Here is a 15644-nt window from a genome sequence, read left to right on the forward strand (position 1 = left end):
GGCCACGCCCGGCCCGGACGTCGTCGTCACCGCAAGCGACCCGCCAAACGCCGCACCGAGCGCCGCGCCGATCCCCGCGATCTCGTCCTCGGCCTGGAACGTACGCACACCGAAATTCTTGTGCTTCGACAACTCATGCAGAATGTCCGAGGCCGGAGTGATCGGATACGACCCCAGATACAACGGCAGATCCGCCTGCCGCGACGCCGCCACAAGCCCGTACGACAGCGCCAGATTCCCGGAGATGTTCCGGTACGTGCCCGTCGGGAACGCCGCGGCCGCAGGCGCCACCTCGTAGGAGACCGCGAAATCCTCCGTCGTCTCCCCGAAATTCCAGCCCGCACGGAACGCCGTGATGTTCGCCGCCGCGATATCCGGCTTCTTCGCGAACTTCGCCTTCAGGAAATTCTCCGTGCCCTCCGTCGGCCGGTGATACATCCACGACAACAAGCCAAGCGCGAACATGTTCTTACTGCGCCCCGCGTCCTTGCGGGACAGCTCGAACTCCTTCAGCGCCTCCACCGTCAACGTCGTCAACGGCACCGGATGCACCCGATACCCCTCCAGTGAACCGTCCTCAAGGGGGGAATCCGCGTACCCGACCTTCTGCATCGCACGCTTCGTGAACTCGTCCGTGTTCACGATGATCTCCGCGCCCCGCGGCACATCCGCGATGTTCGCCTTCAACGCCGCCGGATTCATCGCCACCAGCACATTCGGCGCATCCCCCGGCGTGAGAATGTCATGATCCGCGAAATGCAACTGGAAACTCGACACACCCGGAAGCGTCCCGGCAGGAGCACGGATCTCAGCCGGGAAATTCGGCAGCGTCGACAAGTCATTACCGAACGACGCCGTCTCCGACGTGAACCGGTCACCCGTCAGCTGCATACCGTCACCCGAGTCACCCGCGAAACGGATGATCACCCGGTCCAGACGGCGCACTTCCTTGTCGCCGGACGGCTTCCGCTGTCCACCCACGACGGCCGAGTCGGCCTGCTCGGCATGGCTACTGACCTGGCTGGTCACTGAACTGGACCTCCCTCGAGGCTGCGGCACGGGAGGCACCGGTCGACCGGTTCTCCCAGGGCCACCCTACGTCTGTGAGGGTGCCCTTCCCGGGGTCGCTCGCATCGTGGACGTGACTTTGAGACTTCTCCGAGCGGGTCTCCGGAGGTGCCTCCGGGGGCCTCTCCGAGGGTCTCTCCGCGATGTCCCTGGCGGCGAACCTGACGGGGGTGAACTTCATATCTGACAGAGTGTCAGCAAACTACGAGTTGAGGTAGGTGAGCACCGCCAGAACGCGACGGTGATCCCCCTCACTCTGGGACAGTCCGAGCTTCATGAAGATATTGCTGACGTGCTTCTCGACCGCCCCGTCGCTCACCACCAACTGCCGGGCGATCGCGGAGTTGGTGCGTCCCTCCGCCATCAGGCCGAGCACCTCGCGCTCGCGCGGGGTCAGCCCCGCCAGGACGTCCTGCTTACGGCTGCGCCCGAGCAGCTGCGCCACCACCTCCGGGTCCAGCGCCGTCCCGCCCTCGGCGACCCGCACCACCGCGTCGACGAACTCCCGCACCTCGGCCACCCGGTCCTTGAGCAGGTAGCCCACGCCGCGGGTCGACCCGGCGAGCAGCTCCGTCGCGTACTGCTCCTCCACGTACTGCGAAAGGACGAGCACACCGAGACCCGAATGGCCGCGCCGCAGCGCGACCGCCGCCCGTACCCCTTCGTCGGTATGCGTCGGCGGCATCCGTACGTCCGCGACCACCACGTCCGGCAGCGCGTCCTGCGCGGCCAGCTCCTCGATGGTCTTGATCAGGGCCTCCGCGTCGCCGACTCCCGCGACGACCTCGTGCCCCCGGTCGGTGAGGAGGCGGGTCAGGCCCTCCCTGAGCAGCACCGAGTCCTCGGCGATGACCACCCGCACACTGTCCTCCACGATCCGTACGCCCCCACTCCGGTCCCGCCCCGACGGAACCAGCATCCCAGCATTCGGTCACAGCTGCGCCCGAGTGCCGGGATTGCTTCGAGTGTCGGCGGGCCGGGTCGACTCCGGGTGGATGCCTGGAGGAGGGGAACCGGGCCTCACCAGCCGTACGCGAACTCTCAGCCGCACCAGGGCAGTTCGGCCGTCACCCGGGTCGGTCCGCCCGCCGGGGAGTCCACGTCCAGGACCCCGTCCACCGCGCCGAGCCGCCCCGCGAGCCCCGCGAGACCCGTACCCGCGGCGGGGTCGGCGCCGCCCCGGCCGTCGTCCGCGACCTGCACGAGCAGCCGGTCCTCGACCCGCCACACCTCCACCGAGGCCGAGCGCGCACCGCTGTGCCTGCTGACGTTCGCGAGGAGCTCGGAGACCGTGAAGTACGCGATGCCCTCGATGGCGGGCGCGGGCCGCTCCCGCAGGTCGACCGTCACCCGGACCGGCACCGTGCAGCGCGCGGCCAGGGCGGAGAGCGCGGCGTCGAGGCCGCGGTCGGTGAGGACGGCCGGGTGGATGCCGCGGGCCAGGTCGCGCAGCTCCTGGAGCGCCAGCTTCACCTCGCCGTGCGCCTCGTCCACGAGCCGGGCCGCCTCCCGCGGGTCCTCGCGCAGCTTGTCCTTCGCCAGGCCCAGGTCCGCGGCCAGGCCGGTGAGCCGGGCCTGCGCCCCGTCATGCAGCTCCCGCTCGATCCGGCGCAGGTCGGCGGCGGCCGTGTCCACGACCGCCCCGCGGTCCGACTCCAGCTCGACCACCCGGGCGTCGAGCCGCGAGGCGCCGAGCAGCCCGGCCACCATGACCCGGTCGACCGTCGTCAGGGCCCGGATCAGCCACGGCGTGACCAGCGTGACGAGCAGCCCGACGGCGGCCGTGACCGCGATCTCGAACGTCGAGTCCAGATAGAACGTGTGCCGCCCGTCCTCGCTGCCGTACAGCTGCAGCCCGTCCACGCCCGCGTACATCGGGAAGACCCACCGCCACAGCGGATAGGTGAGCAGCGACCAGCCGACCGACCAGAACGTCACCGCCAGCGTGAACGCGAACACCGCCCACGGGAAGTGCAGCACCGCGTACAGCAGGCTCCGCCAGGACGTGCCGCTCTTCAGTACCGCCCCGATCCACGCCATCGCGCCGGGCTTGGCCGCCCGCACCGGTCGCGGCTCCGCCACGTCGAGGCGGAGCAGCCCGCGCGCCCGCGCCCGCTCCAGTACGCCGAAACCGCGGCACCCCGCGAGCGCCGCGGCGAGCACCGGCACCCCGAGGAACGTGACGAGCAGTCCCGCGCCGAGCGCGACCATCGTCACCGCGTACGTGAACATCACGATGCTCAACGGCAGGCTGACCAGGAGATACCCGAACTCGCGCCAGGTCCTCGCCTCGACCGGAGCGCGCAGCGCCGGCGGCAGCAGGGGGCGCCGCGCGAGATGTCCGGACCGGGTTCGCTCTCCGTACTCCATGGCCATGAGGTCATCCGTTTCTGCTCGTGGGCCGCTTCCGCTCGTGGGCCGCTTCCGCTCGTGGGCCGCTTCCGCGCGTGGGCCGCTTCCGCGCGTGGGCCGCTTCTGCGCGTGGGCTGCGGGCGCGGCGCGTTCGGTGTTCCGATGGGGTACGTCCACACTCCTCCGCCGCGGGCCCGCCCACCATGAGGACCGTCGCCGTCTTCGACCGGGGGTTTTCCCCACCCCGGGAAGGCAGTTGGGCCGCTGGGTCAGCCGTCCGACGGGCCGCTGGGCCGGTCAGCCGTCCGACCGGTCGCGCCAGGGGAGTTCCGCCGAGACCGTCGTCGGGCCGCCCGCCGGGGAGTCCACGACGAACAGGCCGTCCACCGCGCCGAGCCGGTCCGCGAGCCCCGACATGCCCGTACCGCCGTCGAGCGTGGCACCGCCGCGGCCGTCGTCCTCGACGCGGAGCAGCAGCCGCCGGTCCGCGCGCCACACCTCGACCGAGGCCGAGCGCGCACCGCTGTGCTTGCTGACGTTCTGCAGCAGCTCGGAGACCGTGAAGTACGCGATGCCCTCGATGGCGGGCGCGGGCCGCTCCCGCAGGTCGACCGTCACCCGGACCGGCACCGTGCAGCGCGCGGCCAGCGAGGAGAGGGCGGCGTCGAGGCCGCGGTCGGTGAGGACGGCCGGGTGGATGCCGCGGGCCAGGTCGCGCAGCTCCTGGAGCGCCAGCTTCACCTCGCCGTGCGCCTCGTCGACCATCGCCGCCACGGTCGCGTCGGCCTGCCCCTCGTGCAGTTTCTCCTTGGCGAGGCCGAGCCCCATCGCGAGGTTGACCAGGCGGGCCTGCGCCCCGTCGTGCAGATCGCGCTCGATCCGGCGCAGGTCGGCGGCGGCCGTGTCGACGACCGCGCCGCGGTCCGACTCCAGCTCCGCGATCCGCCGCTCCAACTCGTCGGACGGGCAGAGGAGCCCGCGCACCATCGCCCGGTCCGCGTTGCTCAGCCCGCGTACGACGAACGGCAGCACCGGCCACAGCACGAGCAGCGCGACCAGGGTGAGCGTGAACGTCAGCACGCCCCACGGCAGCCGGATGAATCCGTACAGCAGACTCCGCCAGCCCACCGGGTCCTTCAGGCGCCCCCAGGTCCGGGCGAGGAACCCGTCGTCCTTCCGGAACGGCAGCGGGCTCGGCTCGTCCACGCACGTGCCGAGCAGCCCGCGCGCCCTGGCCCGCTCCATGGCGCCGAGCCCGCGGGCCCCCGCCAGGCCGAGGCCGAGCAGCGGCAGTCCGATCACGGTGACCGCGAGCGCGCTGCCGACGGCCACGACGACCACCACGTACACGAAGGAGAGCAGCGCGAGCGGCAGATTGAGCAGGAGGTGCGCGGCCTCTCTCCACGTCCGGCCCGCGAACGCGAGCCGCGCGGGTGGCAGGGGGCGCTGTCCGGTGGTCATGACGGACAGCCTGCCGGGCGGGCGGACCGGACGCCATGAGGTGTGCCGCCGGGACCGACGGGGGAAACCCCCACCCCCTCATGTGAAGGGGCTGCTTACCCGTTCTTTAACAGGGCCTAGACTCCGATGCGTACAGATCGTCGAACAGGGCCACCGCGCCCTTGACCGGCCGGGACTCTTCCGAACCGCCGGAACAACGAGATCAACGAGATAAACGAGATCAACGAGATCAACGAGATAAACGAGATCAGGGAGCGAGGGGCCGACGTGCCGGGACCGACCGTTCTCGCCGCGGACTACTTCCAGAGCTACTCCGTCGTGGGACTGCTCGGCGTCATCGGCGTGCTCTTCGTAGCCGTCGCCTTCGGCGCGGGCCGTCTCCTTCGGCCCGTGGTACCGACCCCGGAGAAACTCCTCACCTACGAGTGCGGCGTCGACCCGGTCGGCGAGGGCTGGGCCCACACCCAGGTCCGCTACTACGTCTACGCCTTCCTGTACGTGATCTTCGCCGTCGACTCGATCTTCCTCTTCCCCTGGGCCACCGTCTTCGCCGATCCGCAGTACGGCGCGACGACACTGGTGGAGATGTTCATCTTCCTCGGCTTCCTGGCCGTGGGCCTGCTGTACGCATACAAGAAGGGCGTCCTGGCATGGACGTGAACATCGGACCGAAGCCCGGCGAGGGCGAGCGCGGGAACGAGGGCGGCTCCCGGCTCGGCCCGCTGGCCCGGCTCGCTCCCGAGCCCATGAAGGTGGTCCTCAACTGGGGCCGCCGCTACAGCCTGTGGGTCTTCAACTTCGGCCTCGCCTGCTGCGCCATCGAGTTCATCGCCGCGTCCATGGCCCGCCACGACTTCATCCGCCTCGGCGTCATCCCGTTCGCCCCGGGCCCGCGCCAGGCCGACCTGATGGTGGTCTCGGGAACGGTCACCGACAAGATGGCCCCCGCCGTGAAGCGCCTGTACGAGCAGATGCCCGAGCCGAAGTACGTGATCTCCTTCGGCGCCTGCTCCAACTGCGGCGGGCCGTACTGGGACTCGTACTCCGTGACCAAGGGCGTCGACCAGATCATCCCCGTCGACGTCTACGTCCCCGGCTGCCCGCCCCGCCCCGAAGCGCTGCTCCAGGGCATCCTCAAGCTCCAGGAGAAGATCGCCCGGGAGTCCCTCGGCGAGCGCTACTCCGCAGCCGGCCGCCCCTCCGCCGCCGCCCTGCAGAGCGGGCTTGTCGCACCTCCTGCTCCGGGTTCTGGGGAGGGCGAGCGATGACGACCGGCTGGCTTCCCGACGAGGTCACCGAACTCTTCGGCCCGGACGCGACCGCCGAGGAGTCGTACGACCTGCTCACCGTCGACGTCCCCGCCGAGACCTGGACGACGGCCCTGCTCACGGCCCGCACCCGGCTCGGCTGCACGTATTTCGACTGGCTCAGCGCCGTCGACGAGCCGGGCACCGGCTTCCTCGTCTCCGCTCATGTGGTGGCCCTCCATCCGGTACGCCGCCTCCTCGTCCGTACGACCGTCCCGCACGCCGCACCTGTGCTCGCCTCCGCCGTCGAGGTGTACGCGGGCGCCGCCTGGCACGAGCGCGAGACCCACGAGATGTTCGGCGTCGACTTCACGGGACACCCCGGGCTCGACCCGCTGCTGCTGCCCGACGGCTTCGAGGGCCACCCGCTGCGCAAGGACTTCGTGCTCGCGGCGCGGGTCGCGAAGGCGTGGCCGGGCGCCAAGGAGCCGGGGGAGTCCGCGGCGGGGGCTGCGCACGGCGCGCCCAAGCGGCGCCAGATGCTCCCGCCCGGCGTACCCGACCCCAACGAATGGGGCCCGCTGAAGGGCCAGTTGCCCCCGGCGCCTGCCCGGCCGGCGCGCGGTGCGCGTGCGGCTGGTGCTGGTGCTGGTGCGGGTGCGGCTGGTGCCGGTGGCGGGGCCGGGGAGCGTCCGGCTCGGCGGACCCGCTCGGCGAGCGCGGGCTCGGCCAGCCAGACGAGCGCTCCCGGCGAGGCCCCTTCGGGCGAGGCCCCTTCGGGCGAGGTGCCTTCCGGCGAGGTGCCTTCCGGCGAGGCCGCGGCGACACGCCCTCGCCGTACGCGCAGCGCTTCGCAGGGGTCGGCGAGCCAGTCCGCGGCTGAGCAGGCCGGTCAGGGCGGTCAGGCAGGTCAGGGCACGGTCGGCCAGGCTGCGGCCGGGACCGAGTCGGATACGGCGGCGCCCTCGCCCTCACCTGCTGCTTCGTCCCCTCCGCGCCGTTCCCGTAGCGCGAGCCAGGGCTCGGCCTCGCAGCGGGAGACGCCGCCGACGCCGCCGACGGAACCGTCGGAGCGGTCGGAGTCGTCGGATGCGAGTGCCTCGGAGCGGCCCGAGAAGCCCACGCCGCCCCGCACCTCCGACGCCCCATGGCACAACCCTCGGCCCACGTTCGACGAGCCGGATGCCAAGCCCGAGGCCCCGGCCGAGCCCGAGGCTCCGGTTGAGCCCGGGGACCCGGCCGGGCCCGAGGCCCAGGCTGAGTCTCCGGCTGAGCCCGAAACCCCGGCTGAGTCCGAGTCTCCGGGCGAGCCCGAAACCCCGGCCGAGCCCGAGGCTCCGGCTGAGCCCGAGGCTCCGGCCGAGCCCGAGGCTCCGGCCGGGCCCGAGGCCCAGGCTGAGTCGTCGGCCGAGCCCGAAACCCCGGCTGAGTCCAAGTCTCCGGCCGAGCCCGAAACCCCGGCCGAGCCCGAGGCTCCGGCCAGGCCCGAGGCCCAGGCTGAGTCGTCGGCCGAACCCGAGACTCTGGCCAAGCCCGATTCCCCGGCCGAGCCCAAGACCCCGGCCGACCCCAAGACCCCGGCCAAGCCCGAACCCCCGGCCGCGCCCGAGACCCCCGACGAAGACACCCCTGCCGGAGGCGACCCCGCATGAACGACGCCCTCGACGTCGCCCTGCGACTCCTCGTCGTCTTCGCCGTCTTCCTGGTCCTGCCCCTGGTCATCGGTCAGACCGAGCACAAGGTGATGGCCCACATGCAGGGCCGCCTCGGCCCGATGTACGCGGGCGGGTTCCACGGCTGGGCCCAACTCGTCGCCGACGGCGTCAAGTTCGCCCAGAAGGAAGACGTCGTACCCGCGGGCGCCGACCGCCGTATCTTCCAGCTCGCCCCGGCCGTCGCCCTCCTGCCCTACCTCCTGGTCCTCGTCGCCATCCCGATCGGCCCCGGCGAGGGAGCCGTCGGCGAGGTCGTGGACGCGGGTCTCTTCTTCGTACTCGCCGTCATGGGCGTGGGCGTACTCGGATCGCTCATGGCCGGCTGGGCCTCCGCCAACAAGTTCTCCCTCCTGGGCGGCCTGCGTACCGCCGCCCAACTCCTCGCCTACGAACTGCCGATGCTGCTCACCGCCGCCTCGGTGGCGATGGCCGCGGGGACCGTCTCCCTGCCGGGCATCGTCGAGGCCTTCGAGTGGTGGTGGCTGCCCTGGCAGATCGTCGGCGCCCTGGTCTTCTTCGTGGCCGGCCTCGCCGAACTGCAACGCCCGCCGTTCGACATGCCGGTGGCCGACTCGGAGATCATCTTCGGCGCGTACACCGAGTACACCGGCCTCCGCTTCGCCCTCTTCCTCCTCGCCGAGTACGCAGGGATCGTCGTCCTGTGCGGCCTGACCACCGTCCTCTTCCTGGGCGGCTGGCACGGGCCGTGGGGTGCCGACGGGCTCGGCTGGGTGTGGACCCTGCTCAAGACGGCGATCCTCGCCTTCCTCGTCATCTGGCTGCGCGTCTCGTACCCCCGTCTCCGCGAGGACCAGTTGCAGAAGCTCGCCTGGACCACGCTCGTCCCGCTCGCCCTCGCGCAGATCGCGCTCACCGGAATCGTGAAGGTGGCGATCCAGTAATGCCTCCGATCCCCGGGTCCGGCCTGGCCAAGGGCCTCGCCGTCACCCTCCGCACGATGACGCGGAAGACCGTCACCGCGCAGTACCCCGACGTCCAGCCCGAACTGCCGCCGCGCACCCGCGGCGTCATCGGCCTGTTCGAGGAGAACTGCACGGTCTGCATGCTCTGCGCCCGCGAGTGCCCGGACTGGTGCATCTACATCGACTCCCACAAGGAGACGGTCCCCGCCGCCGCCCCGGGCGGCCGCGAACGCAGCCGCAACGTCCTCGACCGCTTCGCCATCGACTTCGCGCTCTGCATGTACTGCGGTATCTGCATCGAGGTCTGTCCTTTCGACGCGCTGTTCTGGTCACCGGAGTTCGAGTACGCGGAGACCGACATCCACGAACTCACCCACGAGCGGGACAGGCTCCGCGAGTGGATGTGGACCGTCCCCGCCCCGCCCGCGCTCGACGCGTCCGCGGAAGAGCCCAAGGAGATCGCCGCGGCCCGCAAGGCGGCCGAGAAACTCGCCACCCAGCAGCAGACCGAGGCCGAGGCCCCGAAGGCGGAAGCCCCGAAGGCGGAAGCCCCGAAGGCGGAAGCCCCGAAGGCGGAGGCCCCGAAGGCGGAGGCCCCGGAGGCCGAGGCCCCGAAGGCGGAGGCGCGCAAGGCCGAGGCCCCGAAGACCGAGCCAGGGGAGGGCAAGCAGTGACCCTCGCCGCAGCAGCCCCGCAGGGCTTCCTCTCGCCGACCGGCGTCGAGGTCGCCTTCGTCCTCGTCGGACTCGTCACCTTCGCGGCGGCGATCGTCACCGTCACCACGAAGCAACTCGTGCACGCCGCCCTGTGGCTGGTCGTCGCGCTCGGCGGCCTTGCCGCCGAATACCTCCTGCTCACCGCCGAGTTCGTCGCGTGGGTGCAGGTCCTGATCTATGTCGGTTCCGTCGTCGTACTCCTCCTCTTCGGACTGATGCTCACCAAGGCGCCCATCGGCCGCTCCCCGGACGCCGATTCGGGCAACCGCTGGGCCGCCCTCACCGTGGCCGTCGCCGCCGCGGCGACGTTGGTGTGGGTGGTCGTGGACGCGTTCCGCACCCAGTGGATCGACCTCGACGCACCGCAGGGCACCACCTCGGTCACCGGCGCGATGCTCTTCCAGCACTGGGTACTGCCCTTCGAAGCCCTCTCCGTCCTCCTCCTCGCCGCCCTCGTCGGCGCGATCGTCCTCTCCCGCAAGTCCGAGGAGCCGTCCGACGAGCGGGTCCGCGATGCGAAGGCCCACGCGAGGGACGACGCGGAAGCAGCCGCCGACAAGGAGCAGCGCTGATGCATCTCGCCTATCCCGCGGTGCTCGCGGTCCTGCTCTTCTGCACCGGCCTGTACGGAGTACTCGCCCGCCGCAACGCGATCCTGGTCCTGATGTCCGTCGAGCTGATGCTCAACGCCGTCAACCTGAACCTGGTCGCCTTCGACGTCTGGCTGCGCGACACCCTGCACGCCGGCCAGGCCCTCACCCTCTTCACCATCGCCATCGCCGCCGCCGAGATCGGCATCGGCCTGTCCATCGTGCTGATGGTGTACCGCAACCGCGGCACGTCCGACGTCGACCGCCTCCGCGACACCGCCGAGTCCCCCGGGCCCGCGGGCCCCGACGATGCGGCACCCGACGGCGCCGCCGACGCGACCCACCCCGACGCGACCGCCGCCGCGCAGAAGGCCGAGGCCACCGCGTGACCACCCCGACCCTCGCCGTTCTCGTCCCCCTTCTGCCGTTCCTCGGCGCCGTCGCCGGACTGCTCCTCGGCCGCAAGGCCCCCGGCTTCGTCCGCCCCCTCGCGGTGCTGCCCACCCTGCTGTCGGCCGTCATCGCCGTACTGATCGCGGTACGTCAGGGCGGCGGCACCGGCGGCGGCATCCGCCCCGTCGACGCGGCCACCGAGCTCACGCCCACCGGCTCCGTGCCGATCGAACTCGCCCTGCACCTGGACGGCTTCGCCGTCCTCGTCGCCGTCCTGGTCGGCCTCGTCGCCTCCTGCGTGCAGATCTACTCGACGGGCTATCTGCGCGACGACCCGCGCTACCCCTCGTATGCCGCTCTGGTCTCGCTGTTCACCTCCGCGATGTTCCTGGTCGTCTACTCCGGCGACCTGATGGTGCTGCTCGTCGGCTGGGAAGTCATGGGCATCTGCTCGTACTTCCTCGTCGGCCACTACTGGGAGACGCCCGAGGCGCGCGCCGCCTCCCTCAAGGCCTTCCTGGTCACCAAGCTCGGCGATGTCCCCTTCCTCATCGGTCTGTTCGCCCTCGCCGCCGACGCCGGGTCCTTCCGCATCACGAAGGTCCTCGACGCCGTCGCGACCGGCGGCCTCGACCACCCCACGCTGATCGCCCTGCTCCTCCTCGCGGGCGTGGCGGGCAAGTCGGCGCAGTTCCCGCTGCACACCTGGCTGCCCGACGCGATGGCCGGCCCCACCCCGGTCTCCGCGCTGATCCACGCCGCGACGATGGTCGCCGCCGGTGTGTACTTCGTGGCCCGTCTCCTCCCGGTCTTCGCCGCGTCCGCCGCCGCGCTGGTCGTCCTCGCCGTGATGGCCGCCGTCACGATGGTCGGCTCGGCCCTCGCGGCCCTCGCGCAGGACGACATCAAGCGCGTCCTCGCGTACTCGACCATCGGCCAACTCGGCTACATGACCGGCGCCCTGGCCGTCGGCGAACGTGGCGCGGCCGTCTTCCACCTCCTCTCGCACGGCGCCTTCAAGGCGCTGCTCTTCCTCGCCGCCGGCGTGATCATCCACGCCGCCGGCACCAACTCCCTTGCCGCGATGTCCCGCATGACGGGTCTGCGCGACCGGATCCCCGACGCGTTCTGGACGATGACCGTGGCGCTGCTCGCGCTCGCCGCGATCCCGCCCTTCAGCGGCTTCTTCTCCAAGGAGGCCGTCCTCGGCGCCGCCGAGCACGCGGCCACCGGCCACACCGGGTCCGTCCCCGGATCGGCGGGCTGGATCGTGCTCGTATCCGGCCTCCTCACCGCCATGCTGACCGCCGCCTACGCGACGCGGCTGTGGCTGCTCGCCTTCCGCCCGCCCGTCACCGGACCCCACCCCGCCCCGGGTGTGGTCGAGGCCCCGGACCACGGCAGGCAGCCGGTCGTGATGAACGCCGTCCTGTGGGTGCTCGCCGTTCCCTCCCTCGCTTTCGGCATCACCGTCGGAGCGCTCCCCGACTGGTTCGACGGCGGCTCGCTCACGCCGACCCTCACCACCTCCGTCCTCGCCACCGGCCTCACCCTGGTCGGCGGCCTCGTCACCTACGGCACCTGGCGGCACACCACCGCCCTGGCCGCCCGCGTCCCCGTGGGCGCCGTCACCGCCCACCCGGGTGCCGAGCCCGCCGTCTCCGAGGCCGAGGCGATCGCCACACACACCCCCGCGTACGGCTCGATCGCCTCCGCACCGGACCCGGCCGACCCGGGCCGCCTCCTGCTCGGCCCGCTGCACCGCCACGCAGCCGTCGGCTTCCGGCTCGACGCGGTCTACACCGCGCTGTTCGTCCGCCCCACCCAGTTCCTGGCCACCGTCGTCCGCTTCCTCGACCGCGAGGTCGTCGACACGTACGTACGCGGCGCGGGCACCCTGCCCCGCTGGCTCGGTGCGGCCGCGCGCCGCGCCCAGACCGGCAATGTGCAGACCTATCTGAGCGCGCTGCTCGCCGGATCCGTCGTCCTGGCCGTCGCCGCCGTACTCGTCGCAGCGGGAGCCTGAGCCGTGATCGATATCAACGACACCGTCATGCAGTACCTCCTCGCTCTCGTGGTGGTCCTCCCGCTCCTCGGCGCGGGCGCCGCCCTGCTGCCCGCCCCGCCCGGGCTGCGGGGCACGTCACCGGACCAGGCCGTGCTGCGGCACGGCGTGACCGTCACCGGAGTCGTGCTCCTCGCCGCGCTCGCCCTCGCCGCGGGCTTCGATCACGACGATCCCGCGCGTATGCAGGCCACGACCGACATCAGCTGGATCCCCGCGCTCGACGTGCGGATCCATCTCGGTGTCGACGGCATCTCGCTCCCCCTTCTCGTCCTGACCGCGCTGCTGACCTTCCTCTGCGCGCTCTACAGCTACTTCAAGATGCCTGCGGGCCCGTCTCCCAAGGCATTTGTCGCGCTGCTCCTTGTCCTCGAGTCCGGCACCCTCGCGACCTTCGCCGTCCTCGATCTGCTGCTGTTCTTCCTCGCGTTCGAGATGGTCCTCATCCCGATGTACTTCCTGATCGCCCGGTGGGGAGGTGATCAACGGCGGGCGGCCGCCTGGAAGTTCATCCTCTTCACCCTCCTCGGTTCGGTCGTGATGCTGCTCGGACTCCTCCTCGTCGGCCTCGACTCAGGCACGTTCGACATGATGGCACTCGCCACTGACAACGGCCGTGGGCTGACCACATCCGTGCAGGTCATCGCCGCTTTGGCGATCGGGATCGGACTGGCCGTCAAAACCCCGATGTGGCCGCTGCACAGCTGGCTCCCGGACGCCCACACGGCCGCTCCCACCGTCGGCTCGGTCCTCCTAGCCGGCGTCCTGCTGAAGATGGGTACGTACGGGTTCGTACGAATCATCCTCCCCATCACCCCTGACGGAATGCGGGAGTTCGCGCCGTACCTCGCCGCCTTCGCGGTCGTCGGGATCATCTACGGGTCGCTCGCCTGCCTCGCGCTCGCCAAGCGCGGCGCGAAGGGCGACCTCAAGCGGCTCATCGCGTACTCGTCCGTCGGCCACATGGGCTTCGTGCTGCTCGGCATTGCCTCGATGACCCCGACCGGCGTGAACGGCGCGCTGTTCGCCAACATCGCCCACGGCCTCATCACCGGCCTGCTGTTCTTCCTCGTCGGCGCGCTCAAGGACCGCACCGGCAGCACCGACCTCGACGCGCTCGCCGAACAGACCGGCGCCGCCCTCTACGGCAAGGCGCCCCGCTTCGGCGCACTGCTCGCCTTCGGCGCCGTCGCCTCGCTCGGACTGCCCGGACTCGCGGGATTCTGGGGCGAGATGCTCGCCCTGTTCGGCGCCTTCGACCCCGCCGAAGGACTGAGCCGGCCGGCCTTTCTCACGTTCATGGCGTTCGGCGCCTTCGGCACGCTCCTGACCGCCGCGTACATGCTGATCGTCGTACGCCGCGTCTGCATGGGCGCCACCCCCGGACCGGCCGCCCCGAAGATCGCCGACGTCCGGGGCTACGAGTTCGCCGCCTGGACCCCGCTCGTCGCCCTCACCGTTCTCGCCGGACTCTGGCCCGCGCTGCTGCTCGGCCTCACCGACCCGGCCGTGCAGCAGCTCCTCGCGGGAGGAAAGGCATGACCGCAGCCGCCGCAAGCCTCGTCCAGAACGTCGACTGGGTCGCGATCGCACCGCCCACCATCGCGGCCGTCGTCGCCCTGGTCGTCCTCGTCGCCGACCTGTTCGTGCGCGAGGGCAACAAGACGCTCCTGGCCTGGATCTCCCTCGCCGGGCTCGTGGCCGCGGGCCTGTCACTGCTGCCGCTGCTCGACGGCGACCGCGCCACGTTCTGCCTGGTCGGCGACGCGGACGTGTGCAGCTACACCGCGGACCGCTTCACCGTCGTCATCCAGTTCCTGGTCATCGCCGGCGCCCTGCTGACGGCCCTGCTCTCCGTGAGCCCGCTGAAGGACAACAAGGCACTCCCCGAAGGGGAGTTCTGGTTTCTGCTGCTCGCCTCCGCGGCGGGCGCGGCCCTGCTGCCCGCGTCGCGCGACCTCGCCACCCTGATCGTGGCCCTGGAGGTCGCCTCCCTGCCGGCCTTCGCCCTCGTCGGCCTCAAGCGCGGCGACCGGCGCTCCTCCGAGGCGGCCCTGAAGTTCTTCCTGTCCTCCGTCGCCGCCACCGCCGTCAGCCTCATGGGCATCAGCTTCGTGTACGCGGCGACCGGCACCCTGCACCTCACGGAGGTCGCCGCCAGGCTCGGCGAGGTCGACGGACAGCTGCACATCCTCGCGCAGACCGGTGTGGCCCTCACCCTCGTCGGCTTCGCCTTCAAGACGGCCGCGGTGCCCTTCCACTTCTGGGTGCCCGACACGTACATCGGTGCCCCGCTGCCGGTCGCCGCGTACCTCTCCGTCGTCGGCAAGGCGGTCGGCTTCACCGGCCTCATCCTGGTCACCGTCGTGGCCTTCCCCGCGTACGCCGACGTGTGGGGCCCCGTGCTCGCCGTCCTGGCCGCGCTCACCATGACGGTCGGCAACGTCGCCGCCCTGCGGCAGGTCGGCACGCGCGCGTACAGCGCGATCCGCCTCCTCGCCTGGTCCTCCGTCGGACAGGCCGGCTACCTCCTGGTGCCGATCGCCTCGGCCGCGTACGCCGACAGCCCAGCCGAGACGGACAAGGCGATCGGCGCCACCGTCGCGTACGCCCTGATGTACGCCGCCGTGAACCTCGGCGCGTTCGCCGTGGCCGCGCTCGTCGCCCGCACCCGGCCCCTGAACCGCATCAGCGACTACCGCGGCCTGTACGCGAACCGCCCGCTCGCGGCGCTCGTCCTCGGCTTCTTCCTGCTCTGCCTGGCGGGACTCCCGCCAGGCATCATCGGCCTGTTCGCCAAGGTGACCGTCTTCGCGGCGGCCGTCGACGCGGGCCTCGGCTGGCTCGCCGTCGTCATGGCGATCAACGTCGTGATCGCCCTCTACTACTACCTGCGGTGGACAGCGGTCCTCTTCCGCGCACCTGAAGGCGCAGCGCCCGAAGGAGCGGCGAAGGCCGAGCGCAAGCACGCGGTGCCGCTCCCGCTGGCGGCGGCGCTCGTGCTCACCACGGTCATCGGCGTCGCCCTGTCCGGAGCCCCTCAGCTCGTCCTGCGGTTCTCGGCGGCTGCTCTCTTTTAAGGAGCCTGTTTCTCGGCTCGGAAAGCGCCTCTGC

14 protein-coding genes are annotated in these 15644 nt (G+C 71.4%); 10 read left to right on the forward strand and 4 right to left on the reverse strand.

Annotation, left to right across the window (positions count from 1 at the left end):
• The 4 genes from QIT00_RS13735 to QIT00_RS13750 all read right to left on the reverse strand — a co-directional run.
• On the reverse strand, positions 1 to 1029 hold a 1029-nt coding region (locus QIT00_RS13735; protein ID WP_282535521.1), incomplete at its 3' end, for a 2-oxoacid:acceptor oxidoreductase family protein.
• Positions 1030 to 1270: 241 nt separating this feature from the next.
• On the reverse strand, positions 1271 to 1942 hold the full coding sequence (locus QIT00_RS13740) for a response regulator transcription factor (RefSeq protein WP_282535682.1): 672 nt from the start codon (positions 1940 to 1942) through the stop codon (positions 1271 to 1273).
• A gap of 167 nt (positions 1943 to 2109) precedes the next feature.
• Complete coding sequence (locus QIT00_RS13745) at positions 2110 to 3444, reverse strand: sensor histidine kinase (protein WP_282535522.1); 1335 nt, start codon at positions 3442 to 3444, stop codon at positions 2110 to 2112.
• Positions 3445 to 3717: 273 nt separating this feature from the next.
• Positions 3718 to 4881, reverse strand: a complete 1164-nt coding sequence (locus QIT00_RS13750) for a sensor histidine kinase (protein ID WP_282535523.1) — start codon at positions 4879 to 4881, stop codon at positions 3718 to 3720.
• 237 nt (positions 4882 to 5118) lie between these two features.
• On the opposite strand from QIT00_RS13750, the gene QIT00_RS13755 reads away from it, so the two are divergent.
• From QIT00_RS13755 to QIT00_RS13800, 10 genes are read left to right on the forward strand one after another with little or no spacing between them, the layout of a single operon-like run.
• Positions 5119 to 5541: an NADH-quinone oxidoreductase subunit A gene (locus tag QIT00_RS13755; protein ID WP_408909774.1), complete on the forward strand. Its 423-nt coding sequence runs from the start codon at positions 5119 to 5121 to the stop codon at positions 5539 to 5541.
• Positions 5532 to 6149, forward strand: coding sequence for an NADH-quinone oxidoreductase subunit B (locus QIT00_RS13760; protein ID WP_282535525.1), 618 nt, complete (start codon positions 5532 to 5534; stop codon positions 6147 to 6149). The genes QIT00_RS13755 and QIT00_RS13760 overlap by 10 nt, the downstream gene beginning before the upstream one ends.
• On the forward strand, positions 6146 to 7780 hold the full coding sequence (locus QIT00_RS13765; RefSeq protein ID WP_282535526.1) for an NADH-quinone oxidoreductase subunit C: 1635 nt from the start codon (positions 6146 to 6148) through the stop codon (positions 7778 to 7780). The genes QIT00_RS13760 and QIT00_RS13765 overlap by 4 nt, the downstream gene beginning before the upstream one ends.
• The gene (locus QIT00_RS13770) at positions 7777 to 8745 is read left to right on the forward strand and encodes a complex I subunit 1/NuoH family protein (protein WP_282535527.1); all 969 of its coding nucleotides are present in this window, start codon (positions 7777 to 7779) and stop codon (positions 8743 to 8745) included. The genes QIT00_RS13765 and QIT00_RS13770 overlap by 4 nt, the downstream gene beginning before the upstream one ends.
• Positions 8745 to 9440 (forward strand): NuoI/complex I 23 kDa subunit family protein, encoded by a 696-nt coding sequence (locus QIT00_RS13775; RefSeq protein WP_282535528.1) that lies wholly within the window; start codon positions 8745 to 8747, stop codon positions 9438 to 9440. The genes QIT00_RS13770 and QIT00_RS13775 overlap by 1 nt, the downstream gene beginning before the upstream one ends.
• On the forward strand, positions 9437 to 10054 hold the full coding sequence (locus QIT00_RS13780; RefSeq protein ID WP_282535529.1) for an NADH-quinone oxidoreductase subunit J family protein: 618 nt from the start codon (positions 9437 to 9439) through the stop codon (positions 10052 to 10054). The genes QIT00_RS13775 and QIT00_RS13780 overlap by 4 nt, the downstream gene beginning before the upstream one ends.
• The gene (gene nuoK, locus QIT00_RS13785) at positions 10054 to 10461 is read left to right on the forward strand and encodes an NADH-quinone oxidoreductase subunit NuoK (protein ID WP_282535530.1); all 408 of its coding nucleotides are present in this window, start codon (positions 10054 to 10056) and stop codon (positions 10459 to 10461) included. The genes QIT00_RS13780 and nuoK overlap by 1 nt, the downstream gene beginning before the upstream one ends.
• Positions 10458 to 12491, forward strand: a complete 2034-nt coding sequence (locus QIT00_RS13790; RefSeq protein WP_282535531.1) for an NADH-quinone oxidoreductase subunit 5 family protein — start codon at positions 10458 to 10460, stop codon at positions 12489 to 12491. The genes nuoK and QIT00_RS13790 overlap by 4 nt, the downstream gene beginning before the upstream one ends.
• Positions 12492 to 12494: 3 nt before the next feature.
• Entirely contained in the window at positions 12495 to 14072 is a 1578-nt protein-coding gene (locus tag QIT00_RS13795; RefSeq protein WP_282535532.1) for an NADH-quinone oxidoreductase subunit M, read from the forward strand.
• Positions 14069 to 15610 (forward strand): NADH-quinone oxidoreductase subunit N, encoded by a 1542-nt coding sequence (locus tag QIT00_RS13800; protein WP_282535533.1) that lies wholly within the window; start codon positions 14069 to 14071, stop codon positions 15608 to 15610. Before QIT00_RS13795 ends, QIT00_RS13800 begins: the two co-directional genes overlap by 4 nt.
• The last annotated feature ends 34 nt before the right edge of the window (positions 15611 to 15644 follow it).

It is taken from the genome of Streptomyces luteolus (assembly GCF_029968015.1).
Classification (GTDB): Bacteria; Actinomycetota; Actinomycetes; order Streptomycetales; family Streptomycetaceae; genus Streptomyces; species Streptomyces luteolus.

Excerpts from the sequence above, each read along its gene's own strand:
- QIT00_RS13775 (WP_282535528.1), top strand. The coding sequence starts at position 8,745 with ATGCCTCCGATCCCCGGGTCCGGCCTGGCCAAGGGCCTCGCCGTCACC.
- QIT00_RS13800 (WP_282535533.1), top strand. The coding sequence starts at position 14,069 with ATGACCGCAGCCGCCGCAAGCCTCGTCCAGAACGTCGACTGGGTCGCG.
- QIT00_RS13750 (WP_282535523.1), bottom strand. The coding sequence starts at position 4,881 with ATGACCACCGGACAGCGCCCCCTGCCACCCGCGCGGCTCGCGTTCGCG.
- QIT00_RS13760 (WP_282535525.1), top strand. The coding sequence starts at position 5,532 with ATGGACGTGAACATCGGACCGAAGCCCGGCGAGGGCGAGCGCGGGAAC.
- QIT00_RS13745 (WP_282535522.1), bottom strand. The coding sequence starts at position 3,444 with ATGGCCATGGAGTACGGAGAGCGAACCCGGTCCGGACATCTCGCGCGG.
- nuoK (WP_282535530.1), top strand. The coding sequence starts at position 10,054 with ATGCATCTCGCCTATCCCGCGGTGCTCGCGGTCCTGCTCTTCTGCACC.
- QIT00_RS13765 (WP_282535526.1), top strand. The coding sequence starts at position 6,146 with ATGACGACCGGCTGGCTTCCCGACGAGGTCACCGAACTCTTCGGCCCG.
- QIT00_RS13770 (WP_282535527.1), top strand. The coding sequence starts at position 7,777 with ATGAACGACGCCCTCGACGTCGCCCTGCGACTCCTCGTCGTCTTCGCC.